Origin of the sequence: Bifidobacterium sp. RTP21102st3_E2_RTP21102_210122, from assembly GCF_040916945.1 — a bacterium.
In the GTDB taxonomy this organism is placed as follows: Bacteria; Actinomycetota; Actinomycetes; order Actinomycetales; family Bifidobacteriaceae; genus Bifidobacterium; species Bifidobacterium longum.
In genome coordinates, this window is sequence record NZ_JBCPAN010000004.1 from 40,018 (window position 1) to 56,083 (window position 16,066).

The 16,066-nt window shown below is 54.5% G+C and carries 11 protein-coding genes and 1 pseudogene; 5 read left to right on the forward strand and 7 right to left on the reverse strand.

From position 1 onward, the window contains the following. Nucleotides 1-62: 62 nt before the first annotated feature. Nucleotides 63-1,979, forward strand: a complete 1,917-nt coding sequence (locus AB5287_RS05985; RefSeq protein WP_368220905.1) for an FAD-dependent oxidoreductase — start codon at nt 63-65, stop codon at nt 1,977-1,979. Nucleotides 1,980-2,095: 116 nt separating this feature from the next. Here AB5287_RS05985 and AB5287_RS05990 read toward each other — a convergent pair whose 3' ends face one another. Beyond that, nucleotides 2,096-3,163, reverse strand: coding sequence for an OFA family MFS transporter (locus AB5287_RS05990; RefSeq protein WP_368220907.1), 1,068 nt, complete (start codon nt 3,161-3,163; stop codon nt 2,096-2,098). 554 nt (nt 3,164-3,717) lie between these two features. Between AB5287_RS05990 and AB5287_RS05995 the strand changes: the two genes are divergently transcribed. Together AB5287_RS05995 and AB5287_RS06000 are read left to right on the forward strand one after the other, a co-directional pair. Next, a complete protein-coding gene (locus AB5287_RS05995; RefSeq protein ID WP_032683652.1) occupies nt 3,718-4,716 on the forward strand; it encodes a LacI family DNA-binding transcriptional regulator in 999 nt (332 codons plus the stop codon). 208 nt (nt 4,717-4,924) lie between these two features. Continuing rightward, entirely contained in the window at nt 4,925-6,580 is a 1,656-nt protein-coding gene (locus tag AB5287_RS06000; protein WP_008783068.1) for an RNA-binding domain-containing protein, read from the forward strand. Nucleotides 6,581-6,746: 166 nt separating this feature from the next. Here AB5287_RS06000 and AB5287_RS06005 read toward each other — a convergent pair. From AB5287_RS06005 to AB5287_RS06020, 4 genes and pseudogenes are all read right to left on the reverse strand, one after another. Next, nucleotides 6,747-6,977 (reverse strand): annotated as a pseudogene (locus AB5287_RS06005) (phosphoenolpyruvate carboxylase); the annotation flags it as partial. Between the two features lie 94 nt (nt 6,978-7,071). Further along, on the reverse strand, nt 7,072-8,856 hold the full coding sequence (locus AB5287_RS06010; RefSeq protein WP_225724325.1) for a hypothetical protein: 1,785 nt from the start codon (nt 8,854-8,856) through the stop codon (nt 7,072-7,074). A gap of 76 nt (nt 8,857-8,932) precedes the next feature. Then, nucleotides 8,933-9,319, reverse strand: a complete 387-nt coding sequence (locus AB5287_RS06015) for an ABC-three component system middle component 2 (protein ID WP_368220910.1) — start codon at nt 9,317-9,319, stop codon at nt 8,933-8,935. Then, nucleotides 9,312-10,349 carry an ABC-three component system protein gene (locus AB5287_RS06020; RefSeq protein ID WP_230319348.1) on the reverse strand — a complete coding sequence of 346 codons (1,038 nt, stop codon included), beginning with the start codon at nt 10,347-10,349 and terminating at the stop codon, nt 9,312-9,314. The genes AB5287_RS06015 and AB5287_RS06020 overlap by 8 nt, the downstream gene beginning before the upstream one ends. 540 nt (nt 10,350-10,889) lie before the next feature. Between AB5287_RS06020 and AB5287_RS06025 the strand changes: the two genes are divergently transcribed. Together AB5287_RS06025 and AB5287_RS06030 are read left to right on the forward strand one after the other, a co-directional pair. Continuing rightward, nucleotides 10,890-11,396, forward strand: coding sequence for an RNA polymerase sigma factor (locus AB5287_RS06025; RefSeq protein WP_157821656.1), 507 nt, complete (start codon nt 10,890-10,892; stop codon nt 11,394-11,396). 324 nt (nt 11,397-11,720) lie between these two features. Then, the gene (locus AB5287_RS06030) at nt 11,721-14,117 is read left to right on the forward strand and encodes a glycoside hydrolase domain-containing protein (protein WP_195525337.1); all 2,397 of its coding nucleotides are present in this window, start codon (nt 11,721-11,723) and stop codon (nt 14,115-14,117) included. Nucleotides 14,118-14,214: 97 nt separating this feature from the next. Here the strand turns inward: AB5287_RS06030 and AB5287_RS06035 are convergent, their stop codons facing one another. Both AB5287_RS06035 and AB5287_RS06040 read right to left on the reverse strand, forming a co-directional pair. Beyond that, complete coding sequence (locus AB5287_RS06035) at nt 14,215-14,724, reverse strand: hypothetical protein (protein WP_229090441.1); 510 nt, start codon at nt 14,722-14,724, stop codon at nt 14,215-14,217. Nucleotides 14,725-15,512: 788 nt separating this feature from the next. Further along, nucleotides 15,513-15,830 (reverse strand): hypothetical protein, encoded by a 318-nt coding sequence (locus tag AB5287_RS06040; protein WP_138267181.1) that lies wholly within the window; start codon nt 15,828-15,830, stop codon nt 15,513-15,515. Nucleotides 15,831-16,066 lie beyond the last annotated feature (236 nt).

The following is a 16,066-nucleotide window of genomic DNA, read 5'->3' on the forward strand; positions in this document are numbered from 1 at the left end:
CCTCAGTCTCACTACGACAGCTCCCCTCAGAGAGGGGAGCCAGTGTATGTAAGGGAGTTTTCATGACTCAGACCAACAATCTCTATGACGTCGTCGTCATTGGTGGCGGGCCTGCTGGCCTGACGGCCGGCCTGTACCTGGCCCGCGCTCGCTACCGCGTGCTGATTCTCGAAAAGGACGATTTCGGCGGCCAGATCACCATCACCAACGAAGTCGTCAACTATCCGGGCGTGGGCCGCACCACGGGCCGCGCACTCACCCAGACCATGCGCCAGCAGGCTCAGGACTTCGGTGCCGAATTCCTCTCCGCCGAAGCCACCGGTCTCGACGTGGATGGTGACATCAAAACCGTGCACACCTCACGCGGCGACCTCAAGACCTTCGGCATCCTCATCGCCACCGGCGCCAGCCCGCGCAAGCTGGGCTTCGAGGGCGAGGCCGAGTACGCCGGCCGCGGCGTGGCCTACTGCGCCACCTGCGACGGCGAGTTCTTCACCGGCAAGGAAGTACTGGTGGTCGGCGGCGGATTCGCCGCAGCCGAGGAATCCGTGTTCCTGACCAAATACGCCTCCAAAGTCACCGTGCTCGTGCGCGAACCGGACTTCACCTGCGATGCCGCAGTGGCCGCCGAAGCCAAGAACAACCCGAAGATCGACGTGCGTTATCAGGTCGAGCTGAAGGGCGTCACCGCCGGCCAAGGAGGCCTGCGAGAAGCCTCAATCCTGAACCTTGCCACCGGCCAGACCGAAACGTGGAAGCCCGCCGACGCCGGCACCTTCGGCGTCTTCGTGTTCGCCGGCTATGTGCCCGCCACCGATCTGGTGCGCGGCGTGGTGGAGCTCGACGACCACGGTTACGTGGTCACGCACGACTACCTCGAAACCTCGGTGCCGGGCGTGTACGCGGCCGGCGATCTGCGCGTCAAGAACCTGCGCCAAGTGGTCACCGCCACCGCCGACGGTGCGATTGCCGCCGTGGAACTGGAGCGTTACGCCAAGCAGATGAGCGAGAAAACCGGCTTGGTGCCGCCGCGTCCCACTGCTTCCGCTTATGAGGAGTCCGAGGCCAAGGCCGCCTCCGCCGCCTCGGCCGCTGACACGACGCCCGCCCCGGCTCCCGCCAAACGCAGCGCCGATGCCGCAGCCGCAGCCAGCGCCGCCAAGAAGCCCGGCGAACTGTTCTCCGCCGCCGTCAAGCAGCAGCTTGGCGTGGTCTTCGGACGCATGACCCGCCCGGTCACGCTCGCTCTCGAACTGGACGGCACTCCGCTTTCGGCGGAATTGCAGGGTTTCATCGGCGAGATGGTTGCGCTGTCCGGCGGCAAGCTGAACTCGGTTGTCGTTGATGCCGCAGGGCTGATCACGGCGGTGGATGGTGCTTCTGTGCCTACTTCTTTGGTGGTCGGCGAACCGCTGTCCGTCACCTTGCCGGACGGCACCGAACTGCCCACTTATGGTTCGTTGGACGATTCCGGCCGCGCCACATTCGACGTCGCCGACGTCCTGCCGCTCGCCCGCCCAACTGTGCGCATCTGCGTGCCGGCTGAGGGCGACGGCAAGGCCGGCAAGGACGGCAATGGTTCACTGGTCTTCACCGGTCTGGCCTTCCACGGCGTACCTTCCGGCCATGAGTTCAACTCGTTCGTGCTCGGCCTGTACAACGCGGCCGGTCCCGGCCAGCCGCTGGGCGACGACCTGGTCGAACGCGCGAAGTCCATCACGGACCCGCTGAACATCATGATCCTCGTCTCGCTCACCTGCACGATGTGCCCGGAAACCGTGCTTGCTTCCCAGCGCATTGCCTCCCTGAGCCCGGCCGTGCGCGCCGAAGCCTACGACGTCTCGCACTTCCCCGAACTTAAGGACCAGTACGGCGCGATGAGCGTGCCCTGCATCGTCATCACCCACGCCGACGGTACCCAGCAAGTCGAATTCGGCAAAAAGAGCATCCCCCAAATGCTCGAACTGGTCGGCGCGTAAGCCGCACGACCTCAGGTACTCAACAGCAACAACAACGATTCTGCCAAAATCGTGACGTACATCGATTGATGCGATCGATGCGCCCGACTCCGGCAGAATCGTTGTTTTGCGGCAGCTCAGCCTCGGTCTTCGACGGCCTTCGTGACGTTTCTGTCGCCGAGGTACTTGACCAAGCTGATGCTGATCAGGGCCACGACGAACAGCATGGCCAGCACGGCCCACAGCAGAGCGTTGCCGATGCTGTTGGTGAAGATCTGCAGCAAGCACACGGCAATCGACATGATGAAGATTACCTGATAGACGGTCTCGCGGCGCTTCAGGTGGTCGGAGAGTGTGGAGAAGCCCACGCGGCCAGCCGTGTTGAACACGGAGTCCACGGCGAGCACCAGTCCGATGATGCCGGAGATGGCGGCGGCAAACTTGGCGGGGCTCAGGTTGGCATACTGCGGGAAGGCCCTGAGCACATCGTGCAGGATGTCCTTCTCTTGGCTGATGAGGGCCAGGCCGCAGGTGATGTTGATATAGAAGGCTATCCAGATGCCCCAGAACACGGGCTTCTTGAGGATTGTCTTGCGGCTGACGTGTGAGGTCGCGGGATCGTACACCCAGCCGGCCGGACGCTTGATGAGCAGGAAGCCGACGAACATCATCACCGCGTAGACCGCGGCGAGGATGAAGAACATGCTGACCAGGCCAACCGTGCCGATGAGATATTCCATCAGTGGGCTGGCAATGGCCTTGGCCAGGCCGAAGCCGGCGACGGCGATGCCGGTGGCGAGGCCCTTGTTGTCGGCGAACCAAAGCATCAGGTTCTTGACCGGAGTCAGATAACCGACGCCCAGGCCGATGCCCATGATCGCGCCATAACAGATGAACACGCCCGGCAGGAAGTTCAGGGCGATGCTCACGCCCGTGCCGGCGAAGCCGACCACGAAGCAGACCATGGAGACGAGTGCGGATTTCTTGATGTTTTTCTCCACCATTGGCCCGGCAAACGCGGCGGACATGCCGAGGAAGAAGATGGCGAGTGAGAAGCCCCATTCCACGGAGGCGGGGCTGGCGTGGAGACGGTCAGCGATAAGCTGCTTGAACACGCTCCAGCAATAGACGGTACCGATTGGGATATGAATCAGCAGTGCAGGGATAATCGCGCTGGTCCAACGATTCTCGGTAAACCTTGCCATATATGGGCGGATCCTTTCGTAACTGGTGTACGATGGCCTGCCGGCCCGAACGAGAGTCGTATCGCCCATATCCACGCACATCACGACGGCATGCCCCCGTGAACCATCCGGGCTGCACGAATCGAATCAAATCGAATCGTGCGAACTGCGAACAATTCGCTAAACATCCTTGGTGTGCATTTCATCGGCGCTGCTGGCTCTTGTCGACGCCGACAAACAGAACTATAACGCTGTTATGGGGTTGCTGTGGCTGATTTCTGTGGTCGGAAGCTATGAGCTTTCTCACATCGAAAACAGTTATATGACGGTATCGGCGTGATTGATACGTGACGTCTGCCCGTGGACGCGGCATATCCCTCTCGGAAAACAATGACTCCGTCATGTCCATTTCTTGGTTTGACATGTTTTCGTTTGCAGCGTCGGTGCTCACCACGGTGACCGCGGCGTTCGAGTCGCCGGGCAGGGCCTCGACCGAGGGTCTCATCCTCGGCTGAGATGTGGGCGGTACTATGGATTCTTATCGATAAGGTTCGTGATATGCGGAGATGGTAACGATGGTGACCTTAAAGGATGTCGGCGAACTGGCCGGAGTGACCGCCACCACCGCCTCCGCGGCCCTGCGAGGCAAGGATTACGTCAAGCCCGAAACCACGCAACGCGTGCGTGACGCCGCCCGCAAACTCGGCTATAAAATCAACCTGTCTGGCCGGTCCCTGCGTTCTGGGCGGTCCGATACCATCACCTTCCTTACCTCGGGCCTCGAGGGCGACTATTTCTCCCATCTGGCCATGTGTGTGGCTGAGGAAGTGCACAAGCGCGACTCGCACATGCTCATCGAACTGTCCCGGTATCTTACCGACGACAACGATCTGTCGTACACGTTTTCGGACGGCATCATCGCCATCAATGCGCCACGTGCGGTCGATATCCTGAAGCGGCACCCGGCCGTCATGCTGGAAAACTACGACACCAGCCTGCCCATCGACACCGTGAACGCGCCGAGCGACGCCGGCTCACGGGCGGCAATCGAACACCTTATCGCGCGTGGCTGTGCGCGCATCGGCATCGTCGGCGACAATCACGATCCCAACAATCCCAACATCATTCCCGGCTCGCGTGATATTCGTATGCGGGCCGCCAAGGAGACGATTCTCGCGGCCGGACTGCCGTTTGACGAGCGCCGTGATTTCATCAAATCCTCGTGGTCAATTGACGGCGGTATCGAGGCCGGGCGCGGCTTGGCCAAGAAAGGCAAGTGCAAGTACGACGGTCTGTACTGCCTGAACGACGGTATTGCGCTCGGTATTCTGCGTGGTCTGGCGGACGATGGCGTAAGTGTGCCGGGCGATGTGCGCGTTATCGGCTTCGACGGCCTGAGCCAGAGCATGTACAGCGTGCCGACTTTGACCACCGTGGCCACCGATTTCAAGGGCATGGCGGATACCGCGCTGACCTTGCTTATGCGGCGTATCGAGAACCTGGACGACGAGTTCTTCCCGCAGACCGTGAATGTGGGCTATAAGCTCATCGAGCGCGAATCCACTGCGGCGTAGAGTCTTTGGCCGTGTTGAGCTTCAATTGGGTGATTGGACTGGCACCAGCGGCTGATATCAGATATGCCGAAAGCAGCGATGATCGGATTTAAGTTGCTGGAGATGACAGGATGGATTGCTCTTTACCCCTTTCACCATCTTGCAATAATTCTTACATGTAAGAACTCTCTGTTAACATGTAAGAATTATTGCAAGATGGTGAAAGGGGATGCTCATGTTGCCGGCCAAAGAAAGTTTGACGGTTGAGTTCAAGAGCGAGCAGAAGCGCCCTCAATCGCATGATGAAATTGTTGACAACGTAGTGGCTCTAGCCAATACCGAAGGCGGCACACTGTATCTCGGTATTGAAGACGATGGCACTGTGACCGGCGTATGTGACGAGCATCGCAATATCAATGGACTTGCGGCACTAATTTTCAATAAGACTGTTCCGCAGCTTCCCGCTCGCGTGGCGCTCTTGTATGAGAACGAGGTGCCGATAGTCAGTATTGAGGTGGATAACAGTCAGCAAATCGTATCTACCAGTCAGGGGAAGACATTGCAGCGCCGGCTGAAAGCAGACGGCTCGCCTGAGGTCGTTCCGCTGTTTGTTTCCCAATTCATTAGCCGTTTATCTCAACAACGGTTCTACGATTTCAGCGCGCAACCTGCACCAGAGGCTCGGTTGGACGATTTGAATCCAGACTCACGGAACAAGTTGAGAAGCCATATTCGCAGTGCCAATGCGCAAAACTCGTTGTTGTCTTTTACTGATGAGGATTTCGATCGGGCACTTGAGCTGGTTGTTGATGGCCCGTATGGATTGCAGCCATCTGTTGCTGGTCTGCTCACCATTGGTTCGGTTGATGCTATTCATCGATCGGTTCCAGCCGCATCGGCTGTTTTTCAAGTGATGAAAGGCATGTCTCCAAAGGTCAATATGGATCCGTTCGTGTTGCCTTTGGTGGATATGTTTGATCGTGTAGGCGAGCTGATGGAGCCATGGAATCCCAGCCACGAAGTCATGAGCGGCTTGATTCGTGTCGATCTGCCAGACTTCGATCGAGGGGCATTCCGTGAGGCAATGATTAACGCTTTCTGCCATCGCGATTATGCACGAATGGGTTCGGTGAGATTCCTGGTTGATGAGGATGGGTTGACCATAGCCAACCCCGGAGGATTCATAGAGGGTGTCTCCGAAGATAACCTGCTTACTGCACAACCGCGTTCCCGTAATCCGCAGCTTGCTCTGATTCTGAAAGCTGCCGGATATGTTGAACGTACCGGGCGAGGTGTGGATACCATCTATGCCGGGTCGATTGCGGCAGGCGGTTCTTTCCCGGATTATTCACAGTCCAGTGCCGAAGAAGTCATTCTGTTCCTCCGCCGCGTGGTACCTGACGAGGCATTCGTAACCATGATTGGCGACGAGGAACGTCGACGTGGGGCTCCATTGCCGGTCTGGTCACTGATTGTGCTCTCGCTGCTGCGTGAGCATCGTAGGCTTACCGTGGTCCAATTGTGCGATTTTTCTCATTTGGAGCATCGACGCATCGTGTCCGCTGTTGAGAATCTGGTGGAAGCTGGTTTGGTAGAGGGGGTCGGTAGCGGGAGCTCTCGTTCGTATATGCTGAGTGCCCGAGTGTACAAACGTTCAGAGGGGCTGGCGTCTTACGTGCGCCAGCGTGACATCGATGCCACCCGGCGCAGTGGCCTTGTTCTGGAGTTCGCCGAAAAAAATGATGGTGTCGTCACTACGGCGGATGTCATGGATTTGTTTGGCCTGAGCTATATCAGTGCATACCGGTTGTTGAAGAAGCTAGAGGATGCGGGCAAGTTGCGCCGCGAGGGGAATGGGCCGTCATCCCGATACGTGTTGGGATGATTGGCGCGCGTGAAAGTAAGTTCTTTCATCACCTTTCAATAATTCTTACATGCAAGAACTCTCTGTTTACATGTAAGAATTATTGCAAGATGGTGAAAGATGTACACGAAACGGGGAAGCTCTGCTCGATGTGAGCGGGGCTTCCCCATATGCGCTGGTGTGTAGATCAGCCTGTGTTCTGCAGGCCGGCAGCAACACCTGAAACGGTGCAGAGGATCAGATAGATGAATCCTGCCTGCTGGCTTTGCGAGAGCTCTTCCTTGTCCACCTTCTTGCGCAGCGACTTGAGCGCCAGCACCTGGGTGACGGACAACGCGTCCACGTATGGGGAGCGGATGCGGATGGCCTGGCCGAGCACGTGGCGGTGCTGCAGCGGCCACTGGTCGCCCACGATGCGCTCAAGTTAGTCCGGTCAATGGCTTTGGAAAATCATGGGGAGTGCGGCTGCGCGGGTTCGCTCCTCGACAAGGTGACTTGATTTGGGACCGCCGTTAACTTTCGTCAGACACATCGTAAATCCCGTCCAAGTATCCGTATCGTCCGTTGTGCTTGTCCTTCGAGAATTCGACGATATTGATGTTATCGTCAAGAGGAATGCCAGCCATGTGATTCGTGTTTTCGATAATGATGATTTGTTGTGAAACCGCTTGTTTCGCTAGATAGGAAAACAGGCCCACTTTCATGGATGAGTCTTCCAGGGGTCGTATTCCTTCGTCAAACCCATGCAGAGGCGTATCAATAAGCAGCCAACCCGGAGTATGCTTTGACTGTTCATTGAGATAATCATGAAATGCGAGCATAACAACGCTGTTAAGAAATGCGCAGTATCCCTTGCCTTGTTCATCAGCCTTGGAATACCCTGCTATTTCGACATCAAAAGAAGATCTGCTGAAATCTGCAGTATCAGCACCTTGAAAATGACATTGTTGCAGAATGCTGCGTATGGTGTTATTCATGGAATACCAGAAATCACTCTGGAAACATTCGCGTGGCTTGTATTTTTCATCATTCTGTGTTGCTTGACCAGCGTCATCGAGTGCCTTGTTGAAACGAGCATGCAGCGCTATGAGTTCCGCATATTCCGCATGCAATTGTTCTGCATGGGCAATTTGCTCAATATCTTGTTGCATGTGCTGCGCTGTTGGTTGAATGTCGGATTTGAGCGAATGCATATTTTGCCGATGCTGCTGTTTCTCCAGATGCAGCTCCTGTTGCACCTCATCGGCTTTGTCGACGAGGATGGCTAGATCGGTTTCAACGTCTGCTTGGATTCTGTGGATATGCTCAATTTCTGTTGAGACGATTAGAATGTCCTGTTCAGTCGGCACAGACATGTGGATGGGGCTGTGGCAAAACTGACATGTGGCGGGATAGGCATGTGTGCGGGCATGTTTCATTGCCTGTAGTTGCAAATCAAGACGTGCAGCGTCTGATTCGTATTGACTGATAAGTACCTTACGTTGGCGAATAAGTACCTCAAGGTGCTCATATTGTTGATTAAGCTGAGAGATATGTGAGATGGTATGGGCATCTCGATTGAGGAGAGTTTGTCTTTGCTGTTCTACGTGTAATGCTTTTTTGTGAAGGTCTTCCAAATAGGTGTGAATGGTCTTCCCCTCATTTGTTGCGATATGGCGCATCTCCTCAAGGTGTCTGATGCGAGGCTCTATATCATCCAACTGCTGATGGATGAACTGTTCCACGGCTTTTCTGCGGGCGTGACGTTCGCTGGCACTCTCTGTCTGTATGGAGTTGTCGATTTTTTCATCTTGAACTAGCACGAGCAACGAGGACAGACTTTGTGTGAGAGTTGCTAGAGAGGTACTTTTGGGGAAAAGAATGGAGGGGCGTGCACGTCCTATTTGGTCCTCGGGGACAATCATGAGATGTCTGATGGCATTCCATGTGAAAGCAACTGTATGGTAGGTTTCGTTTGTCGCTATTCTACGGGTTGATTCAACGCCTAGTAAGGCAAGAAGAACCGTATTGATTGATTTACCGGCACGTGATGAAACGGAGTAGGAACCGGGGACGATCATTGGGTTGCTGGATTTTACATGGATAGTGTTCTGAACGTGAATCGAACGACTAAGCGAAACCTCACCGCCGTTGGTCACGAACGTGACCTGTGCAATTTCATAGGCAGTTTTATCGGTAAAGGGGAGCTCTTTCCCTCCGCAGGCAAATTCCACGGTTTTTGCGATTCTGGTTTTCCCGGTGTTCGAAGCGCCGATAATGCAGTTCAGCCCGCATGTGAGATTAATGGCGGATTCCACTCCGTCCTTTCTGATTGCCGAAATTCGACGTATCCATGTGTTTACAAGAACTGGTTGTTCTCTTTCGTTATTCGGTTCATGATGGTTTCATAATCGTTTTTATCAAGAGCTGAACAGCCTGTCGATAGGAGGCAGCGTAATCGCCGTGCAATGCTTCCGAATATTGGAAACATTCCGGAGTGGCGCGGTACAACAGGCAAGTGGAATCCACGGTTGCTGCTCCAACGATTACGAGTTGGGCTAATCCTGCTTGTATTCGTTTGCGACGAGCATCATATTCGGCTAAAGCATGTGGACCATCGCCGTGAAGATTGCGCTGTCCGAATCCGAATGTTTTCATATAGGTGGCGATAAGGTCAATGGCTGTGATTTCGTCAATTGTGGAAGGTCTAGAAAGAAGGGGAAGGCATAATGTCAATCGTGTTGCTGTTTCCTGTGTTGTGTTAAATAATGAATTATTCATTTTCGTGTACCCACTCCAGCATATGGTCGTTGACCAGCATATGACACAGCCCTTTCTTTTCCGCTGCCTTAATCATTGATGGGAATTGGGCTATAACTGAACCGGATAGGGGGAAACCGGCTGCCTGAGATAGCGTTGCTCGCATGCGTAACAGTCCATCGGCGTAATCAGATGCGCAGGTATCGCATATTCCGTCATAAAGATCAACCTTCAGTGCATCAAATTCTTGCTCTCCGTTTTCTATAACATCCCGTAGATTCCTGCGCATTCCTTCCGCATCGTAAAAATATTCACGTTGCTTGGCGTATTCAGGACGACATGTCTGAGGAAGATCGTCGGAACAGTTGATTGGCTTGTGCAAGTGATCGGCATAGGCGGCTTGCATCTGCGTGAGGTATGTCTTTTCAAGATGATCATCTGGTTTATCCGGTGGAATTGGATAAGCCTTCCAGGGGACCGAAGAGCGCCCAAGGTGCAATTTGCCGTTGTTGATGCGACCAGACGCCAGAGGTAAGTTTTCGAAAAAATCGAATTTCGGCTGAAAGCTTATGCCGTCGACGAGAATGTCACGTCCACCGGCATTCGCCTGGAGTATTGACAGAAGCCATTTTCCTGTGGCAGAAGGAAGCTCACTGATATCCGTAACTCTAATATTTGCCTTGATAAGCTCCTTTTGAAAATCGGCAAGGGCATCAATGCTGATATCGCAGCAAAGACGTTCTACTTTCGAGATATCTAGGCGCTGATAAAACTCGGCGGCTTTCCAGGCAGGAATCTTCTTGCGACCGTTATAAAAACGAGTCAGATCAGTATCGTTGATTCCAGACCAGACCCCGGTGGTAATAGTGGTCTTTCCGGGTTTGCGGTTTCGATGATGTTGGGGAAGTGGATTTCTTAGACCGTCATCCTCTAACACAGCATCGAAGAAATCCTTCATAAATCCCTTTTTGTGGTGGTCTACGCCAGATATATAAGGGTTTACGAGCTGACAGAAGACTCCCAGAGCATAGGTAGCAGTAGTTTCGGCCAAGTGAGTCTCCTTCTCGTCTCCATTTGTCTTCATCCGTCGCCTTCCCATGAGGTCACTGTTCCTACGATGGAAGCCAGATTCAGACGAATAAGCCGGTAAAACACTGGAATATCGCCAGTATACGCCGCTTACAGCTGGATCAGAGAAGCGCAACTTTCGTCTATTGAAAGGATTTGAGACCAGACACATCGTAATTTCTTCTTCAACTCGATGTCATGCGATAACCGGTTATAGAAGTAGGGCATTGGGCTGTTCATCCGTTGTGCCGCAGTGAAGCTGACTGGGGCTTTTAACTAATCACATGCATGAGATCTGCCTGCTTATTCATGGTGACGCGTCGGTTTTCTCCTGAACTGACGCGTCATGCTTATCCAGCAGGTTGGATGCTCATGTGGTGGCCTATGCAAGCAGGTCTCGAAGACCCAATAACTGGGTGGGATCGAGACTGGAATGAGAATTTCATTGAAACATGAGGCAATGCGCGCCGGTAATGTGTCCGTAACTGATATATACAACTGTTCGGAAGTGGAATTACGGACGATGGTTGAACGCGATAGATGTTTGCGCGCAATCCGTATGGGTTGTTCGCCACGTGATATTGCACTACGTACCCCTCAAACGATACTTCAGGAATTGTGGAATGCGGAGGAACGTTCCGCTCACGCTTATTATCGATCGGACCGTGTCAGCGGAGTTATTTGCTCCTATGAGGATTTGGTTGGTGCAGGGCGGGAACCCCAGGGGTGTTCTGCTTCTTCTGAGGATATTCTCTTATGCGCGGAGGATGCGAGAGAAAGAGCTAACTGTTTGCAAGCTATCTTTGCGGAGATCGAAAAACTGCCAGCAGGTCAGCGCAATATCGTCAGGGGTGTACTGGTAAAGGGGGCATCTCAATCAGATATGGCACGAGAGCTGGGCGTGTCCCGAGCTGCGGTGTCCAAACAGCTTTCAACGGCTGTGCGCAAAATTCGTGCCGCTATTCGCGACGAAAGCAAAGAAACGAAGAACACGACAACATCATCAGTTTGTGAAAGAAAGGAGCATTAATGGTTCATTTCAGTGTTATCAGAGTGAAAGGAAGCCCGTCATATGACTTCGATGCATGCGGAGACATTTTGGCTATGGCCAAAGCTGTAGGTGTCATGACGGAAAACATGCGCACTGATCGCTGCGACAATACACAGTGTGATGGAAGTCGTTGTAAGGGAAACACTATGTTTCGGTTGGAGTTAGACACCGAAAATCGCAGAGTTCATCGCAGACGCCATGCCAGATGAAACGCCCGAGGTTAACACCTCGTGGCGAAACGGCAGTGCAGGTGAGGGCAGATATTGGGTCTGCCTTCAGCAACAGGTCCCGAAGGAGGACATCATGACTGATCAGATGGTGCTGCAGACGCAGCAGTGGCTGAACAAGACATACGGGAATGATCCCCGATTCAAGAAAATCAACCCGGACGGCAGAACTGGTTGGCCGACAATCTATGCGCTTACTCGCGCATTGCAGATTGAATTGGGCATCCAGTCCACTGCCGATAACTTCGGTCCTTCCACCCAGCGGTTATTCAAGAAGCGGTATCCGAATGGGGTGCGGCAGCAGGCCGCTGCGGACAAGAGCACTTCCAACGTGTATTCCATCATTCAGGGGGCGCTGTGGTGCAAGGGCTACTCCACTGGTGGCAACATCTCACAGCATTTCTACGACGGAACAGGTTCCGCGATCAGGAAGCTTAAAACCGATATGGGCATAGAGGGAGACTCCAGCGTAGACGTTGAGATCATGGGGGCGTTGCTCTCGATGAAGCAGTTCGTGCTGCTGGCCTCTTATGGCGGTATCGACTCCGTCCGTAGGGCACAGCAGTTCATCAACAAAGCATATCGTCCATACACGGGCATCATTCCGACTGATGGACTGTACGGCAGGGAGATGAACACGGCGCTCATCCAAGTGCTTCAGTCACTTGAAGGTTTTTCGCCCAGTGAGGCAACGGGGAATTTCGGCAACGGAACTAGATCTCGTTTGAAGACGATAACAGCAAATAACGCATCCTCTAATGAGTCGTGGGTCTGGCTCGCCAGCACGGCTTTGGCGTGTAATGGGATCGGGGGCGGGCCGACCTTCGTATGGACGAGCACGTTCGCCAATATCGTGAAAGCGTTCCAGGAGCGTTATGCCATTGCTGTGACGGGCTCTATTGATTCGACCACGTGGATGAGCTTGTTGACATCTAAAGGTGATCCTGATCGCCCGTGTGTGGCCTGTGACACTAGGTTCGAAATTACCGACGCTAGGTTGGCGACGTTGAAGGCAAACGGGTATGAAATCGTGGGACGTTATCTGACGGAGCCTGGCCAGTCGTCGTTGGCGCCCAAGGATTACTTTAAGGCCATCCGTCCGGGTGAGCTCGAGCGCATCACTAAGGGCGGCATGCGGTTCTTCCCGATTTTTCAGGAGTACTCCACGAAGCTGGAACATTTCACCCCGGCAAACGGCGCTGCTCATGCCAAGACCGCTCGTGAGGCGGCGCAGCGTCTTGGCATCCCTCCCACCCATATCTACTTCGCTGTAGACTTCGATGCGACCGATGACCAAGTGACCAGCAATATCCTGCCATACTTCCGTGCGGTTTGTTCGTCTCTTGGTGGTGGATACGGAGTAGGGATTTACGCGTCCCGCAATATTTGTTCCCGCGTCATCGGTGCGGGATGCGCGAGTAACGCGTTTGTGTCCGACATGTCGACGGGATTCTCGGGCAATCTCGGCTTCCCCATCCCGGACGGTTGGGTCTATGACCAGTTCACCGAGATTGACGATTACAAGGGCCAGGGCTGGGATCTGGACCGTGTTGCCTATTCCGGGAAGGTATCAGCATGCGCTTCACTGTTGCCTGCCGTGCCAGTGCCTGCGCCTGATCCCGATCCCGTCTCGCCAGAAACGGATCCGCTGCTAAGATGGGTCGCCGTCACGGAGCAGGAGTGTCGCAAAGCCCTTGCCGCTCTGGGTACCCAGGTAGCGGTTTACGAGGACAGCATCGGTCAATTCATCCTGGAATGGCTCCGCAAACCTGAATACTGGTCGGAAGGCGGTAGCGGGACACAAGCAATGTGGCACGCATATACTCCTGAAGTTTCGACTCCGCCCGACTTGGACGCGGCGCGTGTGGTATGTGCCAATGTATGCGAAGCACAGCCTTCAATTAAAGAGAAACTGCCATCGACTCGAGATGTTGCACACATGGCTGCAACTGCTCTCGGATACCTGACATGGGGTATCGAAAACAATCCAGCCAAATATGGTCTAGGCGATTTAGGTGGCTGGCCTCTCGACTTGTTGCAGATCTGGGGTGCCTATCGCCGTGACGGCAAGCATACCGACTTGGCAGCATGGCTCTATAAGCACCTTGGGAAGGACGAAGGATTCGGGTACGATGACGTTCTTGCGGATGCAGATGCATGGCTAATTGCTCAGTATATGATTACTCACCCATCCGATACTTCGTTGTCTACATCGATGCGTGATGTATTTAAACAAAGTGAGGCGAACAGGATTAAACGATTCTATGACAAGCGATTCGAGAACAATTCTGACAACCTTGCTGCGGCGTTCCAGAAACTGGTCGATGGCATTGACTTCGGGATCTTTGACAATATTTGGTATTCAGCTAAAGCATTGAAAGATGCTTCTCATGCCGATAGGCTTCCTGATGTGGCAGAAGCAGACACCCTTGCGCGGATGTATGCTGCTTATCTGGAGAGTCCGCGTCGATAGAGGCTAGCTAATGAATCGGTGAGGAAGATTCCAGAGACTGCCTCACCGATTCATTAACTGCATACAGACGCGGCTGCTTGGCGAAGAGACACGACGTCTACCAGCCTTCCTCCATTGCGGTTGCCCAGAGATAGAACATGAAGAGCAGCAGACTGAAGAGCGAGATGATGAATGTTGCGATTTTTGCAAAGATGTGCTTATTGGGAAGCGGCTGAGAAACACCGGGGAACTGATCATCAACGAACAGCTGCGCAATATGGAGGATTGCGACTGCAAGCCAGCAGACGAGTCCAGCACCTAATGTCGCCAGAAGCCGATGAGAATAGACGATTTGTTCAGCCGGCGTTTTCCCACAAGGAGGGGAAAACGTTGTTAATATCCGGCAAGCGACATCGTAGTTGCCATCATGAGGACCAAACCAGCCAATAACAGAAGGGGATAGCAATACCAGTCCTATCCACCACAGCGTGCGTCGGATGGTCGCGAGTTTGTCGCCCGGCCTAGTGTCCGGCTTGCCGCCTTCGCCCTCCGTCCCGGCACCGTCCGCGGGCGTGTGGTCCCCCTCGTGCGCGTCCGTCGTCCCGTCCGTGTCCCTTTCCGCGTCCATATGTCCCCCTCCGATCATCCGAGTCTGTCGCTCGGCCCGCGCGCCCGTTCCGTGCGCGCCGTCGCCGGCCAGTCTAGGGCCGTGCGACGCGAACGGGGAGGCCCGCGCCGTCAATCGGCACGGAACCTCCCCGTTCGCGTCATCTAGGCGGTCAGCCGAAAATCAGCCCGTGTTCTGCAGGCCCGCCGCGACGCCCGAGATGGTGCACAGGATGAGGTAGGTGTAGCCCTCCCTCTTGCCGTGGCTGAGCTCTTCCTTGTCCACCTTCTTGCGCAGCGGTAGTGGATTAGGAGAATCTTCCTCATGAAATGTGCATTTAGACCAGAATCTCCCTCATAAAATGTTGTAGTAGCGTCAAATCTCGCTCATGAAAATGTAAAATGAGAGCGTCGGAGTCTCTAATGGTACCGCGGGCGCATGGGTCACGGTACCGATCTGGCGTTGCATGCTGAACTACTTGTCTAAGGATTGCCTGCGTGGTGGAAGGAACGAGTCGACCTTGAGCTGGTCGATTTCTGCGGAAAGTTTTCGTACATCCGATGCGAGGGTGCTCGGGCCGGACGTTAAGGCTTCCTTGATTATCAAGTCGTTGGACCGCTATATCGCTAACTGGCGTCAGTCTATATAAGCAGGAAGCTGAAGTGAGTGCTCGGGCGTTCGCTGCATTCATTGATCAGCCAAGACGGTAGCTCGCATAATGCATTATGTGTGGGCAGATGTGTCGTCTGCCCACACATTCGCTGTTGTGCTTTCGATTTGGAATTCCTCTGCCAGATACGGGGAAACTTCTAAAAGGCCGCTATGCCGAGGAAGAGTCCTGTAATACCGGTGGCCATCAATACGATGATGGTGATGATTCCGGCGAAGATGCGTACAGGAAGGGTTTCTTTTCCATGGTTTGATGGGCTGTCCGCAACTAATCTCATTACTCCAGCTGTAACCCAGCAAACTGCGCCCAGGACTAGTGCCAGGAATTCTCGACACCATTCCGTTTCAAGTGCGGGAATGCCGACGATTGATGACGGGTCGCTTGCCAGTCTTGGCGGAATAGCGCATAGGATACGCTCCAATATCAGGTAAGGGGTATCAAAATGGATCAGAGTCAAAGCGAATGGGAGCTGTAGCGCCAGTCCTATCCACCACAGCGTGCGTCGGATGGTCGCGAGTCTGTCGCCCGGCCTAGTGTCCGGCTTGCCGCCTTCGCCCTCCGTCCCGGCACCGTCCGCGGGCGTGTGGTCCCCCTCGTGCGCGTCCGTCGTCCCGTCCGTGTCCCTTTCCGCGTCCATATGTCCCCCTCCGATCATCCGAGTCTGTCGCTCGGCCCGCGCGCCCGTTCCGTGCG